Source organism: Bradyrhizobium elkanii WSM2783, from assembly GCF_000472865.1.
Taxonomy (GTDB): Bacteria; Pseudomonadota; Alphaproteobacteria; order Rhizobiales; family Xanthobacteraceae; genus Bradyrhizobium; species Bradyrhizobium elkanii_A.
In genome coordinates, this window is sequence record NZ_AXAP01000002.1 from 329,471 (window position 1) to 349,599 (window position 20,129).

At 63.3% G+C, this 20,129-nt stretch carries 20 protein-coding genes; 12 read left to right on the forward strand and 8 right to left on the reverse strand.

The genetic code is table 11. The features are described from left to right. Nucleotides 1-8: 8 nt before the first annotated feature. The 6 genes from YY7_RS0103515 (at nucleotide 9) to YY7_RS0103545 (ending at nucleotide 4,828) form a co-directional block, all read left to right on the forward strand. A complete protein-coding gene (locus YY7_RS0103515) occupies nucleotides 9-503 on the forward strand; it encodes a hypothetical protein (protein ID WP_028162012.1) in 495 nt (164 codons plus the stop codon). Between the two features lie 121 nt (nucleotides 504-624). Further along, the gene (locus tag YY7_RS0103525) at nucleotides 625-2,667 is read left to right on the forward strand and encodes a sigma-54-dependent Fis family transcriptional regulator (protein WP_245287181.1); all 2,043 of its coding nucleotides are present in this window, start codon (nucleotides 625-627) and stop codon (nucleotides 2,665-2,667) included. Nucleotides 2,668-2,680: 13 nt separating this feature from the next. Then, nucleotides 2,681-3,130, forward strand: a complete 450-nt coding sequence (locus YY7_RS0103530) for a hypothetical protein (protein ID WP_028162014.1) — start codon at nucleotides 2,681-2,683, stop codon at nucleotides 3,128-3,130. Between the two features lie 26 nt (nucleotides 3,131-3,156). Beyond that, entirely contained in the window at nucleotides 3,157-3,450 is a 294-nt protein-coding gene (locus YY7_RS0103535) for a hypothetical protein (protein ID WP_155255018.1), read from the forward strand. A gap of 8 nt (nucleotides 3,451-3,458) precedes the next feature. Then, nucleotides 3,459-4,574, forward strand: coding sequence for a WD40 repeat domain-containing protein (locus tag YY7_RS0103540; RefSeq protein ID WP_028162016.1), 1,116 nt, complete (start codon nucleotides 3,459-3,461; stop codon nucleotides 4,572-4,574). A 71-nt stretch (nucleotides 4,575-4,645) separates the two neighbouring features. After that, nucleotides 4,646-4,828, forward strand: a complete 183-nt coding sequence (locus YY7_RS0103545) for a hypothetical protein (protein ID WP_028162017.1) — start codon at nucleotides 4,646-4,648, stop codon at nucleotides 4,826-4,828. Between the two features lie 14 nt (nucleotides 4,829-4,842). On the opposite strand, the gene YY7_RS50610 is transcribed toward YY7_RS0103545, so the two are convergent. Genes YY7_RS50610 through YY7_RS0103575 form a run of 6 tightly spaced genes read right to left on the reverse strand, consistent with a single transcriptional unit; the run spans nucleotide 4,843 to nucleotide 11,054 of the window. Beyond that, nucleotides 4,843-5,877, reverse strand: coding sequence for a Bug family tripartite tricarboxylate transporter substrate binding protein (locus YY7_RS50610; RefSeq protein ID WP_051396489.1), 1,035 nt, complete (start codon nucleotides 5,875-5,877; stop codon nucleotides 4,843-4,845). After that, a complete protein-coding gene (locus YY7_RS60040; protein WP_028162018.1) occupies nucleotides 5,870-7,009 on the reverse strand; it encodes a mandelate racemase/muconate lactonizing enzyme family protein in 1,140 nt (379 codons plus the stop codon). The genes YY7_RS50610 and YY7_RS60040 overlap by 8 nt, the downstream gene beginning before the upstream one ends. Before the next feature lie 9 nt (nucleotides 7,010-7,018). Further along, on the reverse strand, nucleotides 7,019-7,981 hold the full coding sequence (locus tag YY7_RS60045) for a hydroxyacid dehydrogenase (RefSeq protein WP_028162019.1): 963 nt from the start codon (nucleotides 7,979-7,981) through the stop codon (nucleotides 7,019-7,021). Further along, nucleotides 7,974-8,870 carry a fumarylacetoacetate hydrolase family protein gene (locus YY7_RS50615; protein WP_035689022.1) on the reverse strand — a complete coding sequence of 299 codons (897 nt, stop codon included), beginning with the start codon at nucleotides 8,868-8,870 and terminating at the stop codon, nucleotides 7,974-7,976. Before YY7_RS50615 ends, YY7_RS60045 begins: the two co-directional genes overlap by 8 nt. A 15-nt stretch (nucleotides 8,871-8,885) precedes the next feature. Beyond that, a complete protein-coding gene (locus YY7_RS0103570; protein WP_028162020.1) occupies nucleotides 8,886-10,025 on the reverse strand; it encodes a mandelate racemase/muconate lactonizing enzyme family protein in 1,140 nt (379 codons plus the stop codon). 60 nt (nucleotides 10,026-10,085) lie between these two features. Continuing rightward, the gene (locus tag YY7_RS0103575; RefSeq protein WP_028162021.1) at nucleotides 10,086-11,054 is read right to left on the reverse strand and encodes a Bug family tripartite tricarboxylate transporter substrate binding protein; all 969 of its coding nucleotides are present in this window, start codon (nucleotides 11,052-11,054) and stop codon (nucleotides 10,086-10,088) included. Nucleotides 11,055-11,132: 78 nt separating this feature from the next. Here YY7_RS0103575 and YY7_RS50620 point away from each other — a divergent pair, with 78 nt between their 5' ends. Continuing rightward, nucleotides 11,133-11,870, forward strand: a complete 738-nt coding sequence (locus YY7_RS50620) for a GntR family transcriptional regulator (protein ID WP_155255019.1) — start codon at nucleotides 11,133-11,135, stop codon at nucleotides 11,868-11,870. A 92-nt stretch (nucleotides 11,871-11,962) separates the two neighbouring features. Here the strand turns inward: YY7_RS50620 and YY7_RS50625 are convergent, their stop codons facing one another. Together YY7_RS50625 and YY7_RS0103590 are read right to left on the reverse strand one after the other, a co-directional pair. After that, nucleotides 11,963-12,841: an IclR family transcriptional regulator gene (locus tag YY7_RS50625; RefSeq protein ID WP_063623346.1), complete on the reverse strand. Its 879-nt coding sequence runs from the start codon at nucleotides 12,839-12,841 to the stop codon at nucleotides 11,963-11,965. A 105-nt stretch (nucleotides 12,842-12,946) separates the two neighbouring features. Beyond that, nucleotides 12,947-13,861 (reverse strand): dihydrodipicolinate synthase family protein, encoded by a 915-nt coding sequence (locus YY7_RS0103590; protein WP_028162022.1) that lies wholly within the window; start codon nucleotides 13,859-13,861, stop codon nucleotides 12,947-12,949. Between the two features lie 230 nt (nucleotides 13,862-14,091). Between YY7_RS0103590 and YY7_RS0103595 the strand changes: the two genes are divergently transcribed. The 5 genes from YY7_RS0103595 (at nucleotide 14,092) to YY7_RS0103615 (ending at nucleotide 20,072) form a co-directional block, all read left to right on the forward strand. Next, nucleotides 14,092-15,429: an MFS transporter gene (locus tag YY7_RS0103595; protein ID WP_245287182.1), complete on the forward strand. Its 1,338-nt coding sequence runs from the start codon at nucleotides 14,092-14,094 to the stop codon at nucleotides 15,427-15,429. A 69-nt stretch (nucleotides 15,430-15,498) separates the two neighbouring features. After that, nucleotides 15,499-16,656: an ABC transporter substrate-binding protein gene (locus tag YY7_RS0103600; RefSeq protein ID WP_028162024.1), complete on the forward strand. Its 1,158-nt coding sequence runs from the start codon at nucleotides 15,499-15,501 to the stop codon at nucleotides 16,654-16,656. A gap of 55 nt (nucleotides 16,657-16,711) precedes the next feature. Continuing rightward, complete coding sequence (locus tag YY7_RS0103605; protein WP_028162025.1) at nucleotides 16,712-17,593, forward strand: branched-chain amino acid ABC transporter permease; 882 nt, start codon at nucleotides 16,712-16,714, stop codon at nucleotides 17,591-17,593. Beyond that, entirely contained in the window at nucleotides 17,594-18,592 is a 999-nt protein-coding gene (locus YY7_RS0103610) for a branched-chain amino acid ABC transporter permease (RefSeq protein WP_028162026.1), read from the forward strand. Beyond that, nucleotides 18,576-20,072: an ATP-binding cassette domain-containing protein gene (locus tag YY7_RS0103615; RefSeq protein ID WP_028162027.1), complete on the forward strand. Its 1,497-nt coding sequence runs from the start codon at nucleotides 18,576-18,578 to the stop codon at nucleotides 20,070-20,072. Before YY7_RS0103610 ends, YY7_RS0103615 begins: the two co-directional genes overlap by 17 nt. Nucleotides 20,073-20,129: the final 57 nt, after the last annotated feature.

The following is a 20,129-nucleotide window of genomic DNA, read 5'->3' on the forward strand; positions in this document are numbered from 1 at the left end:
AGGAAAACATGGTCCACATCATTTCCAAGCGCGATGGTCCGCGCCGCGAAGAGGTCGCGGCGAAGGACTTCATTCGGAAGAACCGCACGAAGATCGACGCGATCGCCAATCATCTGACGGCTGGGCGCTGGCAGGAATTGCGCAATTCCGCACCCCCGCCGCAGCCCCAGCCATCAGGCAAGCTCTGGTTGATGCCGCCAGGCCGTCCCAGAGAGTTGGAACCATATGTGCGGATCAGCCTTAACGGCCGTGTCGTCATCGCTGATCTCGCGTCGGGGCGGCAACTCCATTTTGTCGGCGAGCTGCGCGGAACGGGCCAATCGCGATACTTCGCTCTCGCGACGCGCGAGAACGGAATCTTCGATCCGCTGGATGAAGAGCTCTGCAAGGTCCTCGCCGACCTTGAAGGAGTGAGCGTGCCCGATGAGGTGTCCGAGGAACGCCTGGAACAGATCATCGCCGGCCGTCTCGGGTTGGATGCGATCGCCAAAAACGTCGAATGATCTCCGTAAACTCGGCCTGTGGGGATGACGATTCCGATCAGGTCCGGTTCAGGTCGTTTCTGCCGATCGGGTTGCTGTTTGCCAACGTACGTATGGTGCTCCAATGCTGACGGAAACGCTCATGGCCAAGCCGCCGTTTTCCCTGGAAGGCTACAAAGTTCCGGGCGCCACGGATACGGAGCAGGGGCGGCCATACGATGAGCGAGAAACCAACAGGGCATGGGAAAACTTTTTGACGTTCGGGGACCTCAGGCGCGAGAACGCGCCAGTGCGAGGCGTCATCGAGGAATCATGGCAGCGCAGTGTCCAGTCCGGGGTCAATGCTCATTGCAAGGGCAGCAATCTCGTCGCCTCGCCGGACGATCTCTACGAGCTGCGTCTGAAGAATGATGACTTGCTTGGTTCGAGTGCGGAGACCTTCCGCCGCGTCGCGGAGGTGCTCGGTGACGCCGCCACGATGGTCGTCATCACAGACAGGAACGGCGTCGTGCTGGACGTGGGGGGCGATCAGCGGACGATTGATGCAGGCCATGATATTCGCCTGGAAGTCGGTGCAGCGTGGGGCGAGACGGTTACCGGCACCAACGGCATTGGCACAGCACTCATCACGGGAAAACCGGTTCATGTCCATGCGGCCGAGCACTTTTCGGAGGGCATCAAGGCATGGACCTGTGTCGGCAGCCCGATTCGTAGTCCGATCGACGGCAGCATCATCGGCATTGTCGATTTTTCCGGACCCCAGGCGATCTTTCACCGGCATAATGTCGCGCTCGCGGTGGTCGCGGCCAATCATATCGAGCTCGCTCTCTCGGAGAAGATTCGCATCGAGAGAATGCAGCTACTCGAGGCCAGCATTTCTCGAATGCCCGGGATGAACAGCGCGGACGGCGTCGTCATTCTTGATCGGTTCGGCAGGGTCGTTCATCACAACGACATGGCCTCGGTTCGCTGGCGGCGGATTGCGCAATCGCAGGACTTGAGCATCGGAACGCAGCTTCTCCCGAGCACCGACGGCGTCTTGGCCAGAGAGCTTGCGAATGGGCTGCCTGAGGAACTGCGGGAGCAGCGGATCGAGCCATTAGTGGTCGACGGCGTGGTGAAGGGCGCGATGCTGGTGCTCGCATCGAGGCCGCGCGTGAATCTTGCCGTATCCCAGATGTCGCCGACAGCCCACGCCGCACTCATGTCGGCCAAGGACGCAATTGTCGGATGCAGTGAAGCATTGCTGCAAACGGTCGAGAAGGTTGAGCGGGCGGCGCTCGGCCGGACAGCAATCCTGCTTGAGGGCGAGACGGGCGTCGGTAAGGAACTATTTGCCCGCCTGGTTCACGCGGCCAGCCAGAAGACGGGCAAGGAGCCCTTCGTTGCCCTCAATTGCGGTGCGGTATCGAAAGAGCTTCTCGGCGGCGAATTGTTCGGCCATGCGCCAGGCGCCTTCACCGGCGCCACGCGCGAGGGCAGGCCTGGACGGTTTGAATTTGCCAATGGCGGCGTGCTCAGCCTCGACGAGATCGGTGAGATGCCACTGGATCTGCAACCTTATCTGCTCCGTGTGCTGGAAGAGCGCGCGGTATACCGGCTCGGTGACAGCAAGCCGCGCCCGGTGGACGTCCGGCTCGTAGCGTCGACCAATCGGAACTTGAAGCAGGAGGTGGCGGAGGGACGTTTCCGAAAGGATCTGTATTTCCGGATCGGTGTCGTCAAGTTCATCATCCCGCCGCTCCGCGAGCGCTTGGGCGATGTCGAGATCCTGATCGATCACTTCAACAGACAGTTCGCCGCGACCTATAGCACCGAACCGCTGCGTTTCGAGGCCGCCACGATGGAATTGCTGCGGAGCTATAGCTGGCCAGGCAACGTTCGCGAGCTGCGCAATCTGATCGAGAACCTTGTGCTGATGACGCTCACCGGCATCGTCACCCCCAGGGACTTGCCGGAGGATTTCCGGGAAGCTGCGGCTCAGCCACTTCAGGCGCGCTCGCCGGCGGAGGATGGCCCTAGATCGGGAGGCGACGAGATCGCGCGCTTCGACGAAATGGAGCGTCGGGCCATCGAGAGGGCTGTCGCAAACGCGGGCGGCAATATTGCTGCCGCCGCCGAAAAGCTGGGACTTTCGCGTGCCACGCTGTATCGCAAATTGCATCAATACCGCTCGCGGAGCTGAGGACAGGGCAGGCATGGCAACTGTCTGGGATGAACAGAAGAGCGGAGGAGAGCCGGTCGCCGCGGCGACGCTGGCGTCGCAGATTCTTGCGCGCGCCGACAGCGACGTCACTTTCATGGTGCACCTGATCGGCGAAAGCCAGAATCTCCTGGTGCGGCATTTCATCGTGTTCATCGAGACCGAACTCGCAAAGCGCGGCATCAGCTACGGCGCACACCCACTATTGCGTCCCTTCATCGAAACGCATGCACGCGAGCTGACCGATTTCGTCTTGCAGGGTATCGGCTTGCGACATCAGTTCGGCCTGCAGACGCTCGAGACGATGGCCGGAGATCCGGCGCGGTTGCTGAGAGTCGATCTGTGGGACTCGCTGCAATCTCACATCAATGATGCGCAGAAACACTTTGTATCTGATGTCGGTGGCTTGCAGCGAATCCTGGTTCAAGTCGAGACGGATTCATGAGTGATGATTCTCCGACGCTTGCCGAAATGCTGAAGCAGCGGTTGCTGGTCGTTCAGGAGATATCGTCCGCTCAATCGCGCAGCCTTCTGAACCGTCAGCTTGGCGGCGGGGCGGAGTTCGAGATTCAGCGGATCGAGCAGGAGATTGCGGCAACAGGCGCCTCGCATGCGCTCGCCAAGGAGCTAGAGGACGCGCGCGGACGCCTGCAAAACGCAAATGCCAAAATGGCGGCATGCGACGCGCATTGCGCCGCGCTGGAGCAACGCCTCGAAGAACTGGACAGGTGGATTGCCGCCGCGGGTCAGCCCCTCCGAATGTGAGGCGATCGATGGATACGATGGAAGCAGAGACCGTAACGCTCTATGAATTGCTTGGCCGGCACTGGACTTTAGGTGCGCCCGTTACCAGTGTGGCGTTCGACCTGGCGGGACAGGTAGTTGCGTTCGCCCTCGCCGATGGGGCGCTGGCGATAGCTCCCCTGACTGATATCGAGCCGCCGCAGGATCGCTGTCGTATCGCGCTCGACGGGGGCCGAACAACGATTTCACCGCGACGAAAACCGGTGCCGCCGTTGACGAAAGTCGCAATCAGCGACGCTCCGTTTCATCTTGCCCCGATCGGAGCTTCCGGCTTTATCGCGAGTGATCGCAGCCGATTGGTCGGCGTGTCGACATCCGGCATCACGCAGTTAGCCGCAAACCATGGTTCCCCTATCGATCTCGTCACCCCAGTGCAGGCTGGCGGCATTCTGGCTGCTTCTGGCGGGTCGGTCATATCCTATGATTCCAATGGCGACGTCGGCTGGCTGCAAGAGCGTGCGGGAGGAAATGCATCGGCAATCGCCGTATCATCGGATAGTCGGCGCTTTGCGATGGGGGTCGACGGCTGTCTGCTTGTTCGTGCCTTCGGGCCACGACCCGAGCCGGCGGCTTCATTCGATTTTGGCTCCATCTCAACCTTGTCATGGAGTCCCGACGGAAGCTGGCTGGCCATATCGGTCGCAAAAACGGGCATCGTGTTGGTGCGCCTTTCCGATGCGCGGATCGTCCGGATTCCCGGCTATCCTGCCAGCGTTGCGTCTCTTTCGTGGAGTGCAGACTCCCGCGTCCTGGTTACGAGCGGGGGCTATCGGGTGATTGCGTGGGACGTTTCCAGCCTCAGCGATGCCAGCGAACAGCCGACCAACCTCGCGACCGCCCGCGCCAGATTCGTCCTCGTCGAGGCGGTGGATATGCACCCGGAGCGTCACCTGGTGGCAGCGGGTTACGGCGACGGCATGGTCGTTGTCGCCAGGATCGGAGACGCCGACGAACTCATCGTCAAACCGCCCGGTCGAGGCCCCGTACACACCTTGCAATGGTCCCGCGATGGTCAGCATCTTGCATTTGGAACAAGCGGCGGGGAGGCGGCGATCGTGACGTTTCCGCCGCACATTTTCAAATAGCCGGACCCGGTTCAAACAGCTTGATCCGGCTGCAGGTGCAGAGTCATGCCGCGATCATCAGGAGGGAAATCATGACAGCTACCCGATCGCCAAATGAAGCCGACAGCAAAGATCAATTCTTCAAGGAGCTGGCGGAACTTTCTGAGCGAATGATCGCCGCCCATGGAAAGGAGTTTTCGATGGGCGCCCTGGTGCTGGCGGCAAGATTCATCGCCGAGAACAAACCATTCGGGCGAAGCGCAGTGACACAGTGACGTCCAACGAAAGCTCACTCCGGCTGAATATTGGCGTCCTTGACGACCTTGGCCCATTTCTGGATCTCGCTGCGAATGTGATCAGCGAATTGCGAAGGGGAGCCGCCGACGGGATCGACGCTCTGATCCTGGAAGCGGCGCTTGACGTCATCCATCCTGAGGATCGCATTCAGTTCTGAATTCAGCTTGCGGACGATCTCCGGCTTCATTCCGGCGGGGCCGACGATGCCGAACCAGACCGTGACCTCGTAGCCGGGAAGGCCTGCTTCCGTAACCGTCGGAACGCCTTCCGTGAGCGTCGAGCGTGCCGTGCTGCTGACGCCGAGCGCGCGCAACTTGCCGGCATTGACCTGGGGCAGCACGTTCGGCGTATTGTCGAAGGCCGCGTCGATATGGTCGCCGAGCAGATCGTTCACCATCGGTGCGCTTCCCTTGTAAGGGACGTGCACGATATCGATTCCGGTCATGCTCTTGAACAACTCCATCGAGAGATGGTTCGACGAGCCGATGCCCGTGGACCCGTAAGAGACCTTGCCGGGATTGTTTCGGGCATAGTCGAGGAAATCCTTGACCGAATGGATCGGCATGGCAGGTCTTACGACGAGAAGATTCTGCGTCTGACCCGCAAAGATCAGCGGCGTGAAATCCTTGACGGTGTCGTATGGAAGGCTCTTGTAAATGCTCGGGTTAGAGCCGAACGGAAACGCCACGCCGAGCAGGGTGTATCCGTCGGGCGGGGATTTGGCGACCGCGTCGGTCCCGATCAGCGTGCCGCCGCCCGGCCGGTTCTCGACGACCACGGGAACGCCCCAGGCCTCCTGGAGTTTTTGCGACACGATCCGTCCGAGCGTGTCATTGAACCCGCCCGGTGGATAGGGAACGATGTAGCGGATCGTGTGGCTGGGGTAGGTGTCCGGATCGGCCGCTGCGGGCGCGGCCGGGGTCTGCGCGGAGGCCGCGCCCGTCAACAGAAGAAGGAATGCGCCGCAGGCGAAGTAAGCAAGACGCGTTGCGCGCGATTTGACTTCAGCCTGCAGCGGTTCAGACATAGCAGGGGCCCTCGATCAGTGGATGTGCGTTGATGAACGCCTCGTTGATGTCGACCCCGAGGCCAGGCGTTTCAGATGGTTTGACGCAACCCTCGGCGTCGAGCTTGTACGGGACGCCGCCGACCTCGTCGCGGAACGGATTGTGCTTGGCGACGTCGCCCTCGAAATAGCCGGGGGCATCGACCGCCGCGAGCACGTTGATGGTTGCCGCCATGTTGATGCCGGTCGCGGAGGTGTGCGGGTTGAAGGACAGCTTCCACGCATAGGCCATCCCGGCGATCCGCATCGCCTCGGTGACGCCGCCTGTCTTGGACAGGTCCGGCTGCACAAAGCTGACGGCGCCATCCTCGATCAGGCGAGTGAATTCGAAGCGCGTAAAGTGGTTTTCGCCGGCCGCCAGCGGCGTCGAGCCGAGCGAGGCGGCGGTCCGGTACGAACGATAATCCTGCGCCGGGAACGGCTCCTCGAGCCATCCGATCTCCAGCTCGTCATAGGCCGGCATCACGCGACGTACGTCGTCGACCGTGTAGCCGGTGTTGGCGTCGACCAGAATTTCAATGGTGTCTCCGACCGCCTTGCGCACCGCCGTGGCGCGGGCGACGTCGTCGCGCGGATTGTCGCCGACCCGAAGCTTGATCGCCCGATAGCCCTGCGCGACGTAGCCCAGCGCCTCCTGCGCCAGCGACTCCGGCGCCTGCCATCCGAGCGAGATGCCGCCGGCATAGGCCTTGATCGGCTTTGAGGCGCCGCCGAGCAGCCGGTACAATGGCCAGCCCGCCGCCTTGGCGCGGATATCCCACAGCGCCAGATCGAGGCCGCTGAGCGCCATCGCGGCGGCGTAGCCCATGCCATGGCTCGCCAACTGCATCTGGTAGACGCGCTGCCAGACGCCGACCACGTTCATCGCATCCATGCCGACGACAAGTTCGGAAATCGTGGTGTCGATCAGCTTGGCGATGGCGCCGGGGCAGCGGCCGTGATGGGCTTCGCCCCAACCAACGAGGCCTTCATCCGTCGTGACTTTGACCAGCACCGCGTCGCGCTTCACCGCGCGGCCGATGCCCAACCTGACGTTCTGGCCCTGCGGTACGGGATAGGAGATCGGGACCGCCTTGATCGATGTGATACGCATTTTAAGACCTCAGACCGCTTTGTGTTCGGGATTGACGAGATTGAGCGGCTGCTCGCCGCGCAGGATTCGGAGCATTTCTTCGGCCGAGCCAACCGCCATCGCACGGCCGCTGGTGGCGGTGATCCCCGCGATATGCGGCGTCAGCAGCAGGTTGGGACAATCGAACAATGCGTCGTCGGGCGGCAGCGGCTGGACATCGAATACATCGAGCGCGGCACCGGCGAGCTTGCCTGACCGCAACGCGTAGATGATGGCGGCCGTGTCGATCACTGCGCCGCGCGAGACGTTCACCAGGACGGATTGGGGCCGCATGTGCGCCAGCAGATCATGGCTGACGAGCCTGCGCGTCTCGTCTGTCAGTGCGCAACAGACCACCACGGCGTTGCTCCGCGCGAACAGCTCCACGAGCGTGACTTCCTCGACATCAGGCGGCAGCGATCCCTTCCGGCGCGACGTGCCGAGCACAGTCATTCCAAAACCGTTGCTCGCGATGGAGGCGACGCGGCGCCCGATCGTTCCGACGCCGAGGATGCCGAGCGTCGTTCCGCTCAACTCGGTGAGGCCGTCTGCCATCGCGCGGCTGGTCGCCCAGCCTTCGGCGCGCATCAGCGTGTCCACGCGCTGCAACGGCCGGCGCAGATGCATCAAGGCCGACATGACATATTCGGCGACGGCGTTAGTGTTGCTTCCGGGCAGGTTCGCAACCGCGATACCGCGTGCCGTGGCGGCGGCGACCGGGATGAAGTCGAGACCGACGCCGTGACGGACGATACCCTTCAGGCGTGGTGCATGATCGACGATGTCGTCGGGCAGTTTCGCGCGCACGATGATGCCGTCGGCATCCGCTGCCCATTGGCGCAGTGTCTCCGGCCTGGTGTCCGGCGCGACGATCAACCGAACGTGCGGGGTGAGAATCGCCTCGCCATCAGGGTGCATGGCGTTGGTCAGGAGGACGACGGGTTTCTCAGGCATCTGGCGCAGGCCCCTCGATGATTGGATTTTGCAGGCGGCCGAGGCCTTGAACCTCGACCTCGACGGTCGAACCAGGCCTGAGCCACGCCGGCGGCTTGTGCAGCCCGGCCACGCCGGCCGGCGTGCCGGTGGCGATGATGTCGCCTGGTTCGAGCGCCTGTTGCCGCGACAGATAGGAGACGAGGTCGGCGACGTCGAATAGTATGTTCGCCGTCGAACCGGACTGCAGCATGCGGCCGTCGACTTTCAGCGTCACGGTGAGCGCGTGCGGATCTGGTACCTCATCGCGGGAGGCGAGGTAAGGTCCGAACGGACCGAAGGTCGGGTAGTTCTTGCCGCGGTCGAAATGGCCGTCGGCCTTGATGATCTCGCTTGCGCTGACATCGTTGAAGCAGCCATAGGCGACGACGTGATCGAGCGCACGCTCCTTGCTGACGTTCTCGGCGCGCGTGCCGATCATGGCCGCGAGTTCCGCCTCGTAGGTGACCCCGCCAATCGTCGCCGGCAGTACGATGGGCTGTTCCGGCCCAATGATCGTTTGCGGTGCCTTCATGAACAGCACCGGTTTCTCGGGCGGCGCCATACCGCGTTCAGCCAGCGCGTCGCGGTAGTTATGCGCGATTCCGAAGATGCGCCGCGGCGCCGGCAGGGGCGCCATCAGCGTGACCGCCTCGCGCGAAAGCCGCGCTGCCGCAGCGAAGCCGTGCACGCGAATGCGTTCCACGACTTTGGGCAGGCCGGCTTCGATCAGGGCTTGCACCTGCGGTGCCGCGCCGCCGAGGGCTTCGCCCATTGTCGGATGCGCAAGGTCGACGATGGTTTCGCTGCCGTTGTCCAGCAGCACGCCAGCGCGCGAAAAGCCTTGCTCGCTGAAGGTGACGAATTTCATGAGCGGACCATCGGTTCACGCCACCCGGTAGCGATCGATCACGCCGCGATCGATCTCGATGCCAAGTCCGGCGCCGGTCGGCACCGCGACCTTGCCCTTGACCTGGACGATCGGTTCGACCGCCAGGTGATCGCGAAACGGGTTTTCCTCCTGCTCGAATTCCAGCATCGGCGGCATCGGAAACAGGCTCGGCGGCTGGTTCGGGATCGACGCCAGGAAGTGGATGGTGGCGGCAAGGCCGACCGCGGACCCCCAGGCGTGGGGGACGCATTCCACGCCATGCGTCGTGGCAAGCGTCGCGATCTTCTTGCATTCGGTAATGCCGCCCGCCGCGCAGACATCGGGCTGCACGATGTCCATCGCCTTGCGCACGATGGCGTCGCGGAAGCCCCATCGGGTGAACTCGTTCTCGCCGCCGGCGACCGCCATGTCGAGCGCGCGCGAGACCTCCACATAGCCGTCGATGTCTTCCGGCGAGATCGGCTCCTCGAACCACTCGATGTCGAGGTCTTCCAGCTTGCGGCCGAGACGGATCGCAGCGGGCACAGTGAAGCAATGATTGGCGTCGACCATCAGCTTGATGCCGGGGCCGATCGCTTCGCGTACGGCTTTCACGCGCTCGAAGTCACGCTTGATCGAACCAAGCCCGATCTTCATTTTGATCGCCTTGAAACCGGCCTCAACGTAGCCCGTCGCTTCCTCGACCGCTTCCTCGACCAGCCGGTCCATGTCGGTGAAATAGAGGCCGGTGGCGTAGGCATCGACCTCGGTGCGGAAGGCGCCGCCGATGAGCTTGTGCACAGGCTTGTTGCAGGCTTTGCCGATAATGTCCCAGAGCGCGATGTCGATGCCGCTGATGGCTGCGATCGACATGCCCTTCGGCCCGTAATCCTTGATCCGGTTGTAGAGGTCTTCCCAGATCACCTCGACGTCGAAGGGATCGTGGCCGATCACACGCGGGGCAAGCTGGGTCTCGATGAAGGCTTTTGCGACCGCCGACGGGCCGTAGCACTCGCCCCAACCGACGATGCCGTCAGCGGTTTCGATCTCGACCAGGCAGGTGCCGCGTGTCTTGTAGAGCCAGCCGCGCGAGGAGGTGAAGGGACGTTGCACCGGAGCTGCGACGACGTGACAGGTGATCTTCTTGATGGACAAGCGCGTGAACCTTGGTTGGAGAGTGGTTGGGATTAAGAGCAGCGATTCCGCCGTATCAGCCTATTCCTTCGGAAAGACCTGTGACGCCACAGTGCCGAGCGTGGCTGCGACGTTGTCGACTTCCTTGGTCAGCGCATCGCCGGTCAGGTCGTCGACGAGGAACACGTTCTTCTTGGCGAATTCCTTGAAGCGCGGGTCCTGAATGGCGGCGCGAAACGCGGTGACCAGCTTGGTGCGGACATCGTCGGGGAGGTTTGCCGGACCAACGACGTAAGCCATCTGGACGACGGGGCCGTAGGGAAAGACGTCGTAGCCCTTTTCCTTGAAGGTCGGTACGTCCGGAAACATCTCCAGCCGCTCATTGGCGAAGATGCCGATCGGCTTCAGCAGGCCTTCCTGGATCTGGCCAAGTGTTTCCGACGGCTTCAACACGCCGGAATCGACGTGCTGACCGAGCAGGTCGGCCACCACTTTCGATCCGCCGGTGTAGGGCACGTTGACGAAGTTCACGCCCGCCGCGCGCGCGGTCATCAAGGCGAAGATGTGGTTCAGATTGTAGTTACCGGGGGTGCCGATCGTGACCTTGTCGGGATTGCCCTTCATGTACTTGATGAAGTCGTCGAGCGATTTCTGCTCGGCCTTGGTCGAGACCAGGAGCATCAACGGATCGGTCGAGACGCGTGCGATGTGAGTGAACTGCGCATTCGTCAGCTGCACCTTGCCCTGGGCCATCAGCGCCAACGTCGAGCTGGTCCCCATGCCTAGCGTGTAGCCGTCCGGCGCGGCGCTCGCGATCCGGCGCATCCCGATCACGCCGGTCGCGCCGACGACGTTCTCGATGACGATCTTGATCCCATGTTCGCGCAGGATCGGATCGAGCGCCCGGGCCGCGACGTCGTTCGAGCCGCCCGCGTTCCACGGCACGATGAAAGTGATGTCCCGCTGGGGATAGTCCGACTGACCGTAGCTGGCGGGCGCCTGGAGCATCGAAATCAGGCACGCCAGGGTGATCGCGGCAACTTTTCTCATCGTGGTATTTCCTCCCGTTTTGTTGTTTGTTATAACAAACATCGTCGGTTGGTCAAGACGGCCGACCGGAGGAGGGATTTGCGCGATGTCGCGCGCCGCGATACCGAGCGTTGTATGACGGCATTGAAACGAATCGAGCGTGAACCGCTGTGGGATCTCGCGCACGCGCAGTTGCGGGATGCGCTGCTGGCCGGGCGGTTCGAGCCTGGCACGGTCTTGACCTTGCGCTCGCTGGCCGAAAGTTTCGGGACGTCAATCACGCCGGTGCGCGACGCCGTCACCCGTCTGGTAGCGCAAGGCGTGCTGCAGCAGGGGCCGCGCAACTCCGCGATCGTGCCGCACCTGTCCCGCCGCGAGCTTTCGGACCTGACGGTGGTGCGTTGCGCGCTGGAAGGCCGCGCAGCGCGGGAGGCGGCCCTGCGGCGGCATGACGAGGCCGCCCTGCGAAAGCTGCAAGACCGGCTCTCGACGATGCAGTCGCTGATCGCTGCGCGCAAGCTCGAGAGCTACCTCGAGCATCACCGCAAGTTTCACTTCGGCATTTACGCGATGTCGGGGGTCCCGCTGCTCGTCGAGACCATCGAGAACATGTGGCTGCGCTGCGGGCCGGTGCTGTCCTACGTGATCCCCGAATATGTCGTCCTGCTGAAGGGCTGGGATCATCACACCGCGGCGCTGAAGGCTATCGTGGCGGGTGACGCCGATGGCGCCGAACGCGAGATCGTCGCCGATATTACTGATGCCGCGCATTACCTCGCGAGTCTTGCAGATACGACGGGGCAGTTGAGGCGACCGTCTGGGCTAATCACCTCTTAGCTGCGCGCGGCGCCCCGCGGTAACACCACGAGAGACGCGCTCCAGTCGGCGTTTTCCGCGGACCGGCGAAGATGGAAGGTGAAGCCCTTCGATCAGGCGCCACGTTCGCCTTGTGCGGTTCCTGCCGTGGTCCGTTGACGACGTTTGGGGGCGTTGCGCTCCGGCGTAGCGTCGGCGGCTCGGCTGTGCGAGTCAGGCTGGTAGCCCAGGCGGATCGACAGGAGCTCGGCGTGCGTCATCACGGTCCGGGCGAGCTCTGGCACCCATTCAGCCGTAACGCGCCGGCTCGGACCACTCACGCTAATTGCCGCGAAGACGCGGCCCGCACTGTTGCGGATCGGTGCGCCGACGCAGCGCAGCTCCGGCTCATGCTCGCAATCGTCCACCGAATAGCCGCGGGACCTGATCGCGGCCAGTTCGGCCTTTAGCCGCTTGGGCTCAACGATTGTGCTCGGCGTGAAGCGAGGCAGGCCGGCGCGGATGACCCGGTCGATCACGGCGTCGCTCTGGAAGGCGAGCGCCGCCTTACCCACGCCTGTCGAGTGACAAGGCGAGGCTTCCATCGTGATGACGGTGTTGTGCGGGCGTGCAGCAATTTGGCTGCGGCGATTGACGAAGACCATCTGCGCGCCGTCGAAGACGCAAAGATGCACATCCTCGCCACTGAGCTTGGCAAGCGTATCGACGAAAGGCGGCGCCTCGCGATACAGCGGCAGGTTCATGAGTGCGCTGCCGCCGAGCTCGAACAGTTTTATGCCAAGCCGGTAGCGATCGCGGCTCGCATCCTGTTCCAGGAACCCGACGCTGCGCAGGCTATCGACGATGCGATGGACGGTGGTGCGCGGTAGGCCGGTGCGTCGCGCGATCTCGACAACGCTCAGCTCGGGGTCGGTCGAGGAGAAGGCCTCCAGGACCTCGAGCATCTTGAAGAGCGACTTCACGCTCTGTCGACCGCTGTCGACGCTAGTCATGTCGGACCTTTCGGGTGGCGTCACCACGCAATATCCAGGACGCGAACCAAGTCCGACTTAGACGGAATCGGGCGCGGCGGCAATGCCGCGCCCTTTGTCGTGCACTCACTCGGCTGCGACCAGCCTCGTGCTGCCTTCCACCTCGAGCAGGGGCTTGAGGGCAGCCGCGATCGCGTCCTTCTGCCGGCTGGTCGGAGCCGGCATCGGCTGCCGCGGAAGACCGCTCGGCGATCCCTGGAGGGTGAGGGCATGCTTCACGCAGGCCGGGAGATTGTCGCCGACGATCGTGTTCCAGAACCTCAACAGGCGCTTGTGGATCTCGATCGCGGTCGCGTGGTCACCGCGCTCGACCGCGTTCCACAGTGCCACGCAGGCGCCGGGCACTGCGGCCGGGTTCGCGGCGATCGTGCCATGCGCGCCGAGCGCGAAGGACGGATAGAGCAGCGCATCGACCGCCGTCAGCACGACCTTGCCCGCGGGCACGTCGAGCAAAAGATCGGCCATCAGCTTCAGGTCGCCGGCGCTCTGCTTGACGCCGATCACGCCGGGCAGCTCGTTCATGATCCGCAGCAGCAGCGCGGGGCTCAGGTAGTTCCAGGGCACGACGTTGTAAATGATGACGGGCTGCTTGACCGACTCGGACAGCGTCTTGAAGTGGCCGACCGTCGCATCCTCGTCTGGCTTGAAGAGATAGTGCACCGGCGTGATTTGGAGCGCGGCGACGTCGACCGATTCGATGGCGCGGGCGCGGGCAATCGCTTCACGCGTCGAGTTGGCGATGATGCCGGCGACGAGCGGCACCTTGCCGTTCAGCTCCTCTGCGCAGGCCTCGATCAAACGCCGGAATTCGTCGGCGGTAAGCGTGTGACCCTCACCCGTGCTGCCGCCAACACAGACGCCATGCACGCCCTTATCGAGCAAAAACTTCACTTGGCGACGGAAGGCCTTTTCGTCGATGTCGCCGTTCTGATCGAACGGCGTGGTGAGGGGCGGGATGATCCCCGTAATCTTCGCTGGCACGTTATCCTCCTTTATTGTCCGAAATGTGGACATTTTTTATGACGAATGCACGCCTGACGTCAAGCGCGGTCGGCAACATATCGAGTTTTCGCGCCAAATTTAAGAGGAGAGCGGCGACGCGGCCGAAAAATCCACTTGACATGTGGAATAAGTCGCTGCTCATGTTGTCCGCAATACGGACAAAAGTCCGGGCAGGGGATGTCTTCCTGCCGAAGCCGGAGGACGACGTCATGAGCGGAATGGTTAGGTCGAGCGGGTCCAGCCGGGTGGCAGACCAAGCGACCGCTTCGATCAAGGGTCGGGAGTCCGGCGACATCCGGAAGGTTGCTGTGGCGAGCGCCATCGGCAACATGATCGAGTATTACGACTTCACGCTCTACGCGACGGCGACCGCGCTCGTCTTCAACAAGATCTTCTTCCCGAGTTCCGATCCCTTGGTCGGATCGCTGCTCGCTTTCGCGACGTTCTTCGTGGGCTATTGTGCAAGGCCGCTCGGCGGCGTGCTGTTCGGCCATTTCGGGGACCGCGTCGGCCGAAAAACGGCGCTGCTCATCACTATCCTAATCATGGGACTTGGGACTTTCCTCATCGGACTGATGCCGACCTATGAGCAGGTCGGTGTGTTGGCGCCGATCTGTCTCATCGGGCTGCGGCTGTTGCAGGGAATTGGCATCGGCGGCGAATATGGCGGCGGCATGGTGATGACGGTCGAGCACGCGCCGGCCGACCGGCGCGGTTTCTTCAGCTCACTCGTCCACATCGGCGTGCCCGCCGGATTCCTGATCCCGATCGCGCTTTTGGGAATCCTGTCGACCTCCATGAGCGAGCCTGACTTCCTCGCCTGGGGCTGGCGGATCCCGTTCCTGTTTTCGATCGTCCTCGTCGGGATCGGGCTCTTCATCCGCTTCAAGATCTCGGAGACGCCGGCGTTCAAGCGCGTGCTGAGCGAGGAGGGGGCTGCCTGCGTGCCGGTGGTCGAGGCGGTCCGCAATCACAAGGGCAACATCCTGTTCGGTATCGGTGCCAAGGTCGCCGAAAGCGGGCTGTTCAACATCTACGCCGTGTTCGCGATCACCTACTGCAAGACCAAGCTCGGACTGCCGAGCCAGACGATCCTGAACGGCGTGCTCGTCGGCTGTGCGCTCGAATGCCTGACGCTGCCGATGTTCGGGGCGCTGTCGGACCGGATTGGTCGTCGCGCGGTCTATTTAGGCGGCATGATCTTCCAGGCCGTGCTCGCGCTCGTCTTCTTCCAGATGCTGAACACCGGGCACACCGGCATGATCTGGCTCGCGATCGCACTCGGTCTCGCGCTTGGTCATGGCTCGGTCTACGGCGCGCAGGGCGCCTACTTCTCGGAGCTGTTTCCGGCGCGCATTCGCTACAGCGGCCTCTCGCTCGTGCAGCAGCTCGGCCCGATCCTCGGCGGCGGCCTCTCGCCGCTGATCGCAACCGCACTGCTTGCCGAGTACGGCTCGGCCTATTGGGTGGCCGGCTACATGGTCGCGATGGCGCTGCTCTCGGCCGCCTGTGTCTTCGGCCTCCGTCCGCTCCGCTCGGACAACTGAGCCGATCCTGCTCGCAAAACCAGCCGCTCGAGACGAGGCGGCATCGCAAAACCAAGTGAGGAAACTGCCATGGTCTCTACCTTGCACTTCTCTCGACGCAGTCTGATCAAGGGCATCGCCGCCGCGCCGCTCGCAATGCCGGCGATCTTCGGCCGTGCACATGCCGCCGATCCCATCCGCATCGGCATTTCCGGACCGATGACGGGTCAGTTCGCCCAGAACGGCCAGTGGATGAAGAACGGCGTCGCGATTGCGGTGAAGCAGGTCAATGACAAGGGCGGCATCAAGGGGCGCATGATCGAAGTGCGCATCGCCGACGATCTCGGGCCGAACCCCACTGCGGCGGCCAATGCCGTCACCAAGCTCGCGACCCAGGACGAAGTCGTGGCACTGGTGGGTCCGCACTACACGCCGGGTATCCTGCCGAACCTGCCGTTGCTCGCGAAATACAAGATCCCGTGCCTGACGGGCGCAACCGGTCCGGTCGTCACCCAGCAAGGCAGCCCCTGGGTGTTTCGCGTCCGCCTGAATGATGCGATCGGCGCGGACCTTCTGGTCAAATACGTCACCGAAGATCTGCAATGGAAGAAGATCGGACTTGGCTACGTCAACACGGCCTTTGGGCAATCCGGCATTGGCGTGGTCAAGGCCTCCTTGACCAAGCGCGGCGTCGAGCCTGCGCTGGTGCAGGCCCACACCGACGCGACCAAAGATTACACCTCGCAGATCCTGGCCTTCCAGCAGGCCGGTGTCGACGGCATCATCGTCTGGACTGACGATCAACCGGCCGGGCTCATTGCCAAGCAGAGCAAGACCCTCGGCGTCAAATTCGGCATCGCCGGCAACACGGCATTCTCGCAGCCGATTTTCCTCGGCCTCGCCGGAGAGGGCGCCGACGGATGCATGGCGATCGGCGAGTTCGTCAAGGACAATCCCGACGAGCGGGTGCAGAACTGGAAGAAGCTCTATTCGGCGACCCGTCCCGGGGACGAGCCGGAACTCTACGCCACGGTCTATCACGACGCGGCAAAGCTGATCATTGCGGCGATGGAGCGCGCCGATGCCATTACGGGCGAGGGAATCCAGCAGGCGCTGACCGCGATCCGTGACTTCCCGGGCATCGTCACACACTATGGCTGGACCGGCAACGGCGATATGACCCATTCCGGCATCATCACCAAGGTCGCCGGCGGCAAGCCGGAGATCGTCAAGGCCATCAGCAGCTAACGCGCGCGCGACGCCGCCGGACCTCCGGTGGCCGGCACCGGGATGGGATCTTACGATGTTGCAGACTTTTATTCAGATCGTATTGGTGGGATTGGCGGTCGGCGCCGCCTATGCGCTGGTGGCGCTCGGCTACACGCTGATCTGGAATGCGGTCTCCCTGGTCAATTTTGCTCAGGGAGACCTCGTGATGCTCGGCGCCTTCGTCTCGGTCGGCTGGCTCGCCAATCGTCTCGGGATGCCGCTGTGGCTGAACCTCGGCGCGATGCTGGTGATCCTTGGCTTCTTCGGCGCCGCGCTGGCCTGGGGAGTCTACCATCCCCTGCGCAACGCGCCGCAATTGTCGGCGATCGTGGCAACGCTCGGCCTGTCCATGGCGTTGCAGAATATCGCCGTGATCATCTGGGGACCGCAGCCTCTCAACTTCGCTGGCCCCCTGGGCACGACCTCGGTGCAGCTCTTCGGCTCCACGATCTACGCGCAGTATCTCGTCATCCTGGCGGCGCTCGCGGTGATGATGGCGATCCAGCACGCGCTGTTTCAGCATACGGCGCTCGGTCGCGCGATGCGCGCCACCGCGCAGGACGCCGAAGCGGCGCGGCTGATGGGCATCCCCACAGCCCGCATCATCGCTTTCATCTTTGCCTACGCCACCATGCTCGCAGCCTTGGCGGGCTGGCTGGTCGCGCCGCTGTCTTACGTATCTTCCGACATGGGCGTTAATCTGTCGCTCCGTGCCTTCGCGGCGACCATCCTCGGCGGCTTCGGCTCGATCCCCGGCGCGCTCGTCGGTGGCCTGATCTTCGGCGTCATCGAGTCGGCGGGCTCCTTCTACATTTCGTCGGAATATATCGACGTGATCGCGTTCGGCGTCTTGATCGCAGTTCTGATGTTCCGCCCGCAGGGCATTTTCGGTGAACTCGAACTGGAGCGTCCATAAATGACCGCCGACGGAAACACGCTGACGATGCGTACGCTCGCCCTTCTGGTGATCGGCGCGGCGATCCTGTCCGGCCTCCTCCTGCCGCAATTCCTGTCGGTGTACTATCTGCAGGTCGCAGACGTGACATTGATCAACATCCTCCTGGTCCTCGGGCTCAATTTCATTCTCGGCTTCGGTGGCCAGATGTCGCTCGCACAATGCGCATTCTTCGGCATCGGGGCGTATGGATTCACGCTGCTTCAGGCCGCAGGCATGCCGGTGCCGGTCGCCGCGATCGGCGCGATCGCAATCTCCGCCGCGGTGGGGATGGCGCTGGGCTGGCCGACATTGCGGCTGAAGGGGCATTACCTCGCCCTGTGCACGCTGGCTTTCGCGCTGATCGTCGAGCGGCTGCTGGTGAACTGGGAGGGCCTCACCAACGGCGCCAACGGCATCACCGCGATCCCGGGCATCGGGCTCGCCGGCGAGAACGACAAGATGCTGTGGGTGTTGCTCACGATCGTCGCTTGTGCCTATCTGCTTCAGGTCTGGATCGCCAACGGTCCGCTGGGTCTGCGCATCCGCGCGCTACGCGACGATGCGCTGGCCGCGCAGGCCATCGGCGTCGACATCTCGCGGCTCAAGATCATGCTGTTCGTGATCTCGGCCGCCTATGGCGGTCTTGCCGGCATCTGCTACGTGCTGCTGCGCGGCTATATCAGCCCCGACGTCTTCTCGTGGCAGTCGACCTTCTCCTACCTCGCCATGGCGGTGGTCGGCGGCCTCGGCAGCCCCCTTGGCGCCGTGCTCGGGGCCATCCTCTACACCTTCGTACCGGAGCTGTTGCGCTTCATGCAGGAATACTACTTTGCCGTGTTCGGCGTCATGGTCATCCTCGTGATCACCTTCTTCCCTGCCGGTCTCTCCGGACTGGTTCTCTCCGCCTTCCACAGTCTTCGCCGGCGCGAAAAATCCTATGCACGATCGGACGTGACGCATCATGAACGCGCTGCTTGAACTCTCCGGCGTCACCAAACGTTTCGGCGGCCTGACGGCGCTCGAAGACGTATCGCTCACCGTCGCGCAGGGCACGATCCATGCTGTGATTGGCCCCAACGGCTCGGGCAAGACCACGCTGTTCAACATCATCAGCGGCATCTATACGCCGACCGGAGGCGAGGTGCGCTTCGAAAGCGCCATCGTCACGTCAAAGCCGTTGCACCAGCTCGCGGCAATGGGGCTGGCACGCACGTTCCAGAATACTCGCCTGTTCGGCTCGATGACTGTGCGCCAGAACGTCCTTGCCGCGCGACACGGCAGGGCTCATCCGTGGCGCTTCGACCAGGAGAACGCGCGCCGGGTCGCCGAGATCATTGCGTTCGTCGGGCTTGCTGATGTTGCCGACGCTAATGCCGCCTCGTTGCCGCAGGGGCAGCGGCGTCTGCTCGAAATCGCCAAGGCGCTAGCGCTGGAGCCGCGCCTCGTGCTGCTTGACGAGCCGCATGGCGGTCTCAACCACGCCGAGACCGCACGCCTGATCGAGGTGATCCGCCAGATGCATGCGCGGGGTATGACGATCCTCCTGATCGAGCACGAGATGGAAGTGGTGATGACGCTCGCCGACCGGATCACCGTGCTCAATTTCGGCAAGGTGCTGGCGGAGGGCGCGCCCGCCGAGATCCAGCGCAACGACGCCGTCATCGAGGCCTATCTCGGCCGTGCTGACCGCGAGGCGGAGCTCCATGGACAGGTCGGCCGCGCAAGCGAAGGCACTGGCGCGCCGCTGCTCGAGGTCTCCGATCTCGTGGTCCGCTATGGTGACATCGAGGCGGTGCGGCAGGTGTCGCTGAAGGTCGGTGTCGGCGAGTTCGTGGCGCTGCTCGGCAACAACGGGGCGGGCAAATCCTCCACGCTGAAGGCGATCGCGCGTCTGGCGCAGGCCTCGGGCTCGGTGCGCTTCACAGGTCAGGAGCTGATCAGGGAGCCGACCGAGCGTCTGGTCGGAATGGGACTGGCGCTCGTTCCCGAGCGCCGGCGGCTGTTCGGCGGATTGACCGTGATCGAGAACCTCAAGATCGGCGCCTACGGACGGCCGCACGGCGAACTGGCGGGATTGATCGACGAAATGCTCGAACTGTTCCCCAACCTCAAGCGCCTGTCGGCGTCGCTGGCCTTCTCGCTCTCAGGTGGGGAGCAGCAGATGCTCGCTATTGCCCGCGCATTGATGAGCCGTCCGCGCCTCTTGCTGCTCGACGAGCCGTCGCTCGGACTGGCTCCGCTGTTGGTCGAGCAGGTGTTCGGCAAGCTCGTGGAAATCAATCGGCAGGGGACCGCGATCCTGCTGGTTGAGCAGAATGCCCGCATGGCGCTCGCGGTCGCGCATCGCGGTTATGTGCTGAGCTCGGGACGCATCGTCGCCGATGGCAGCGCCGCCGAGGTCGCGCGCGATCCCCGCCTGATGGGCGCCTATCTCGGCCACGGCGAGGCCGCCGAATAAGCCATCGGGCTGGATCTGGTGCTCACGAGAGCCGGCGCCGTCGCGGCTTGAAAGGCG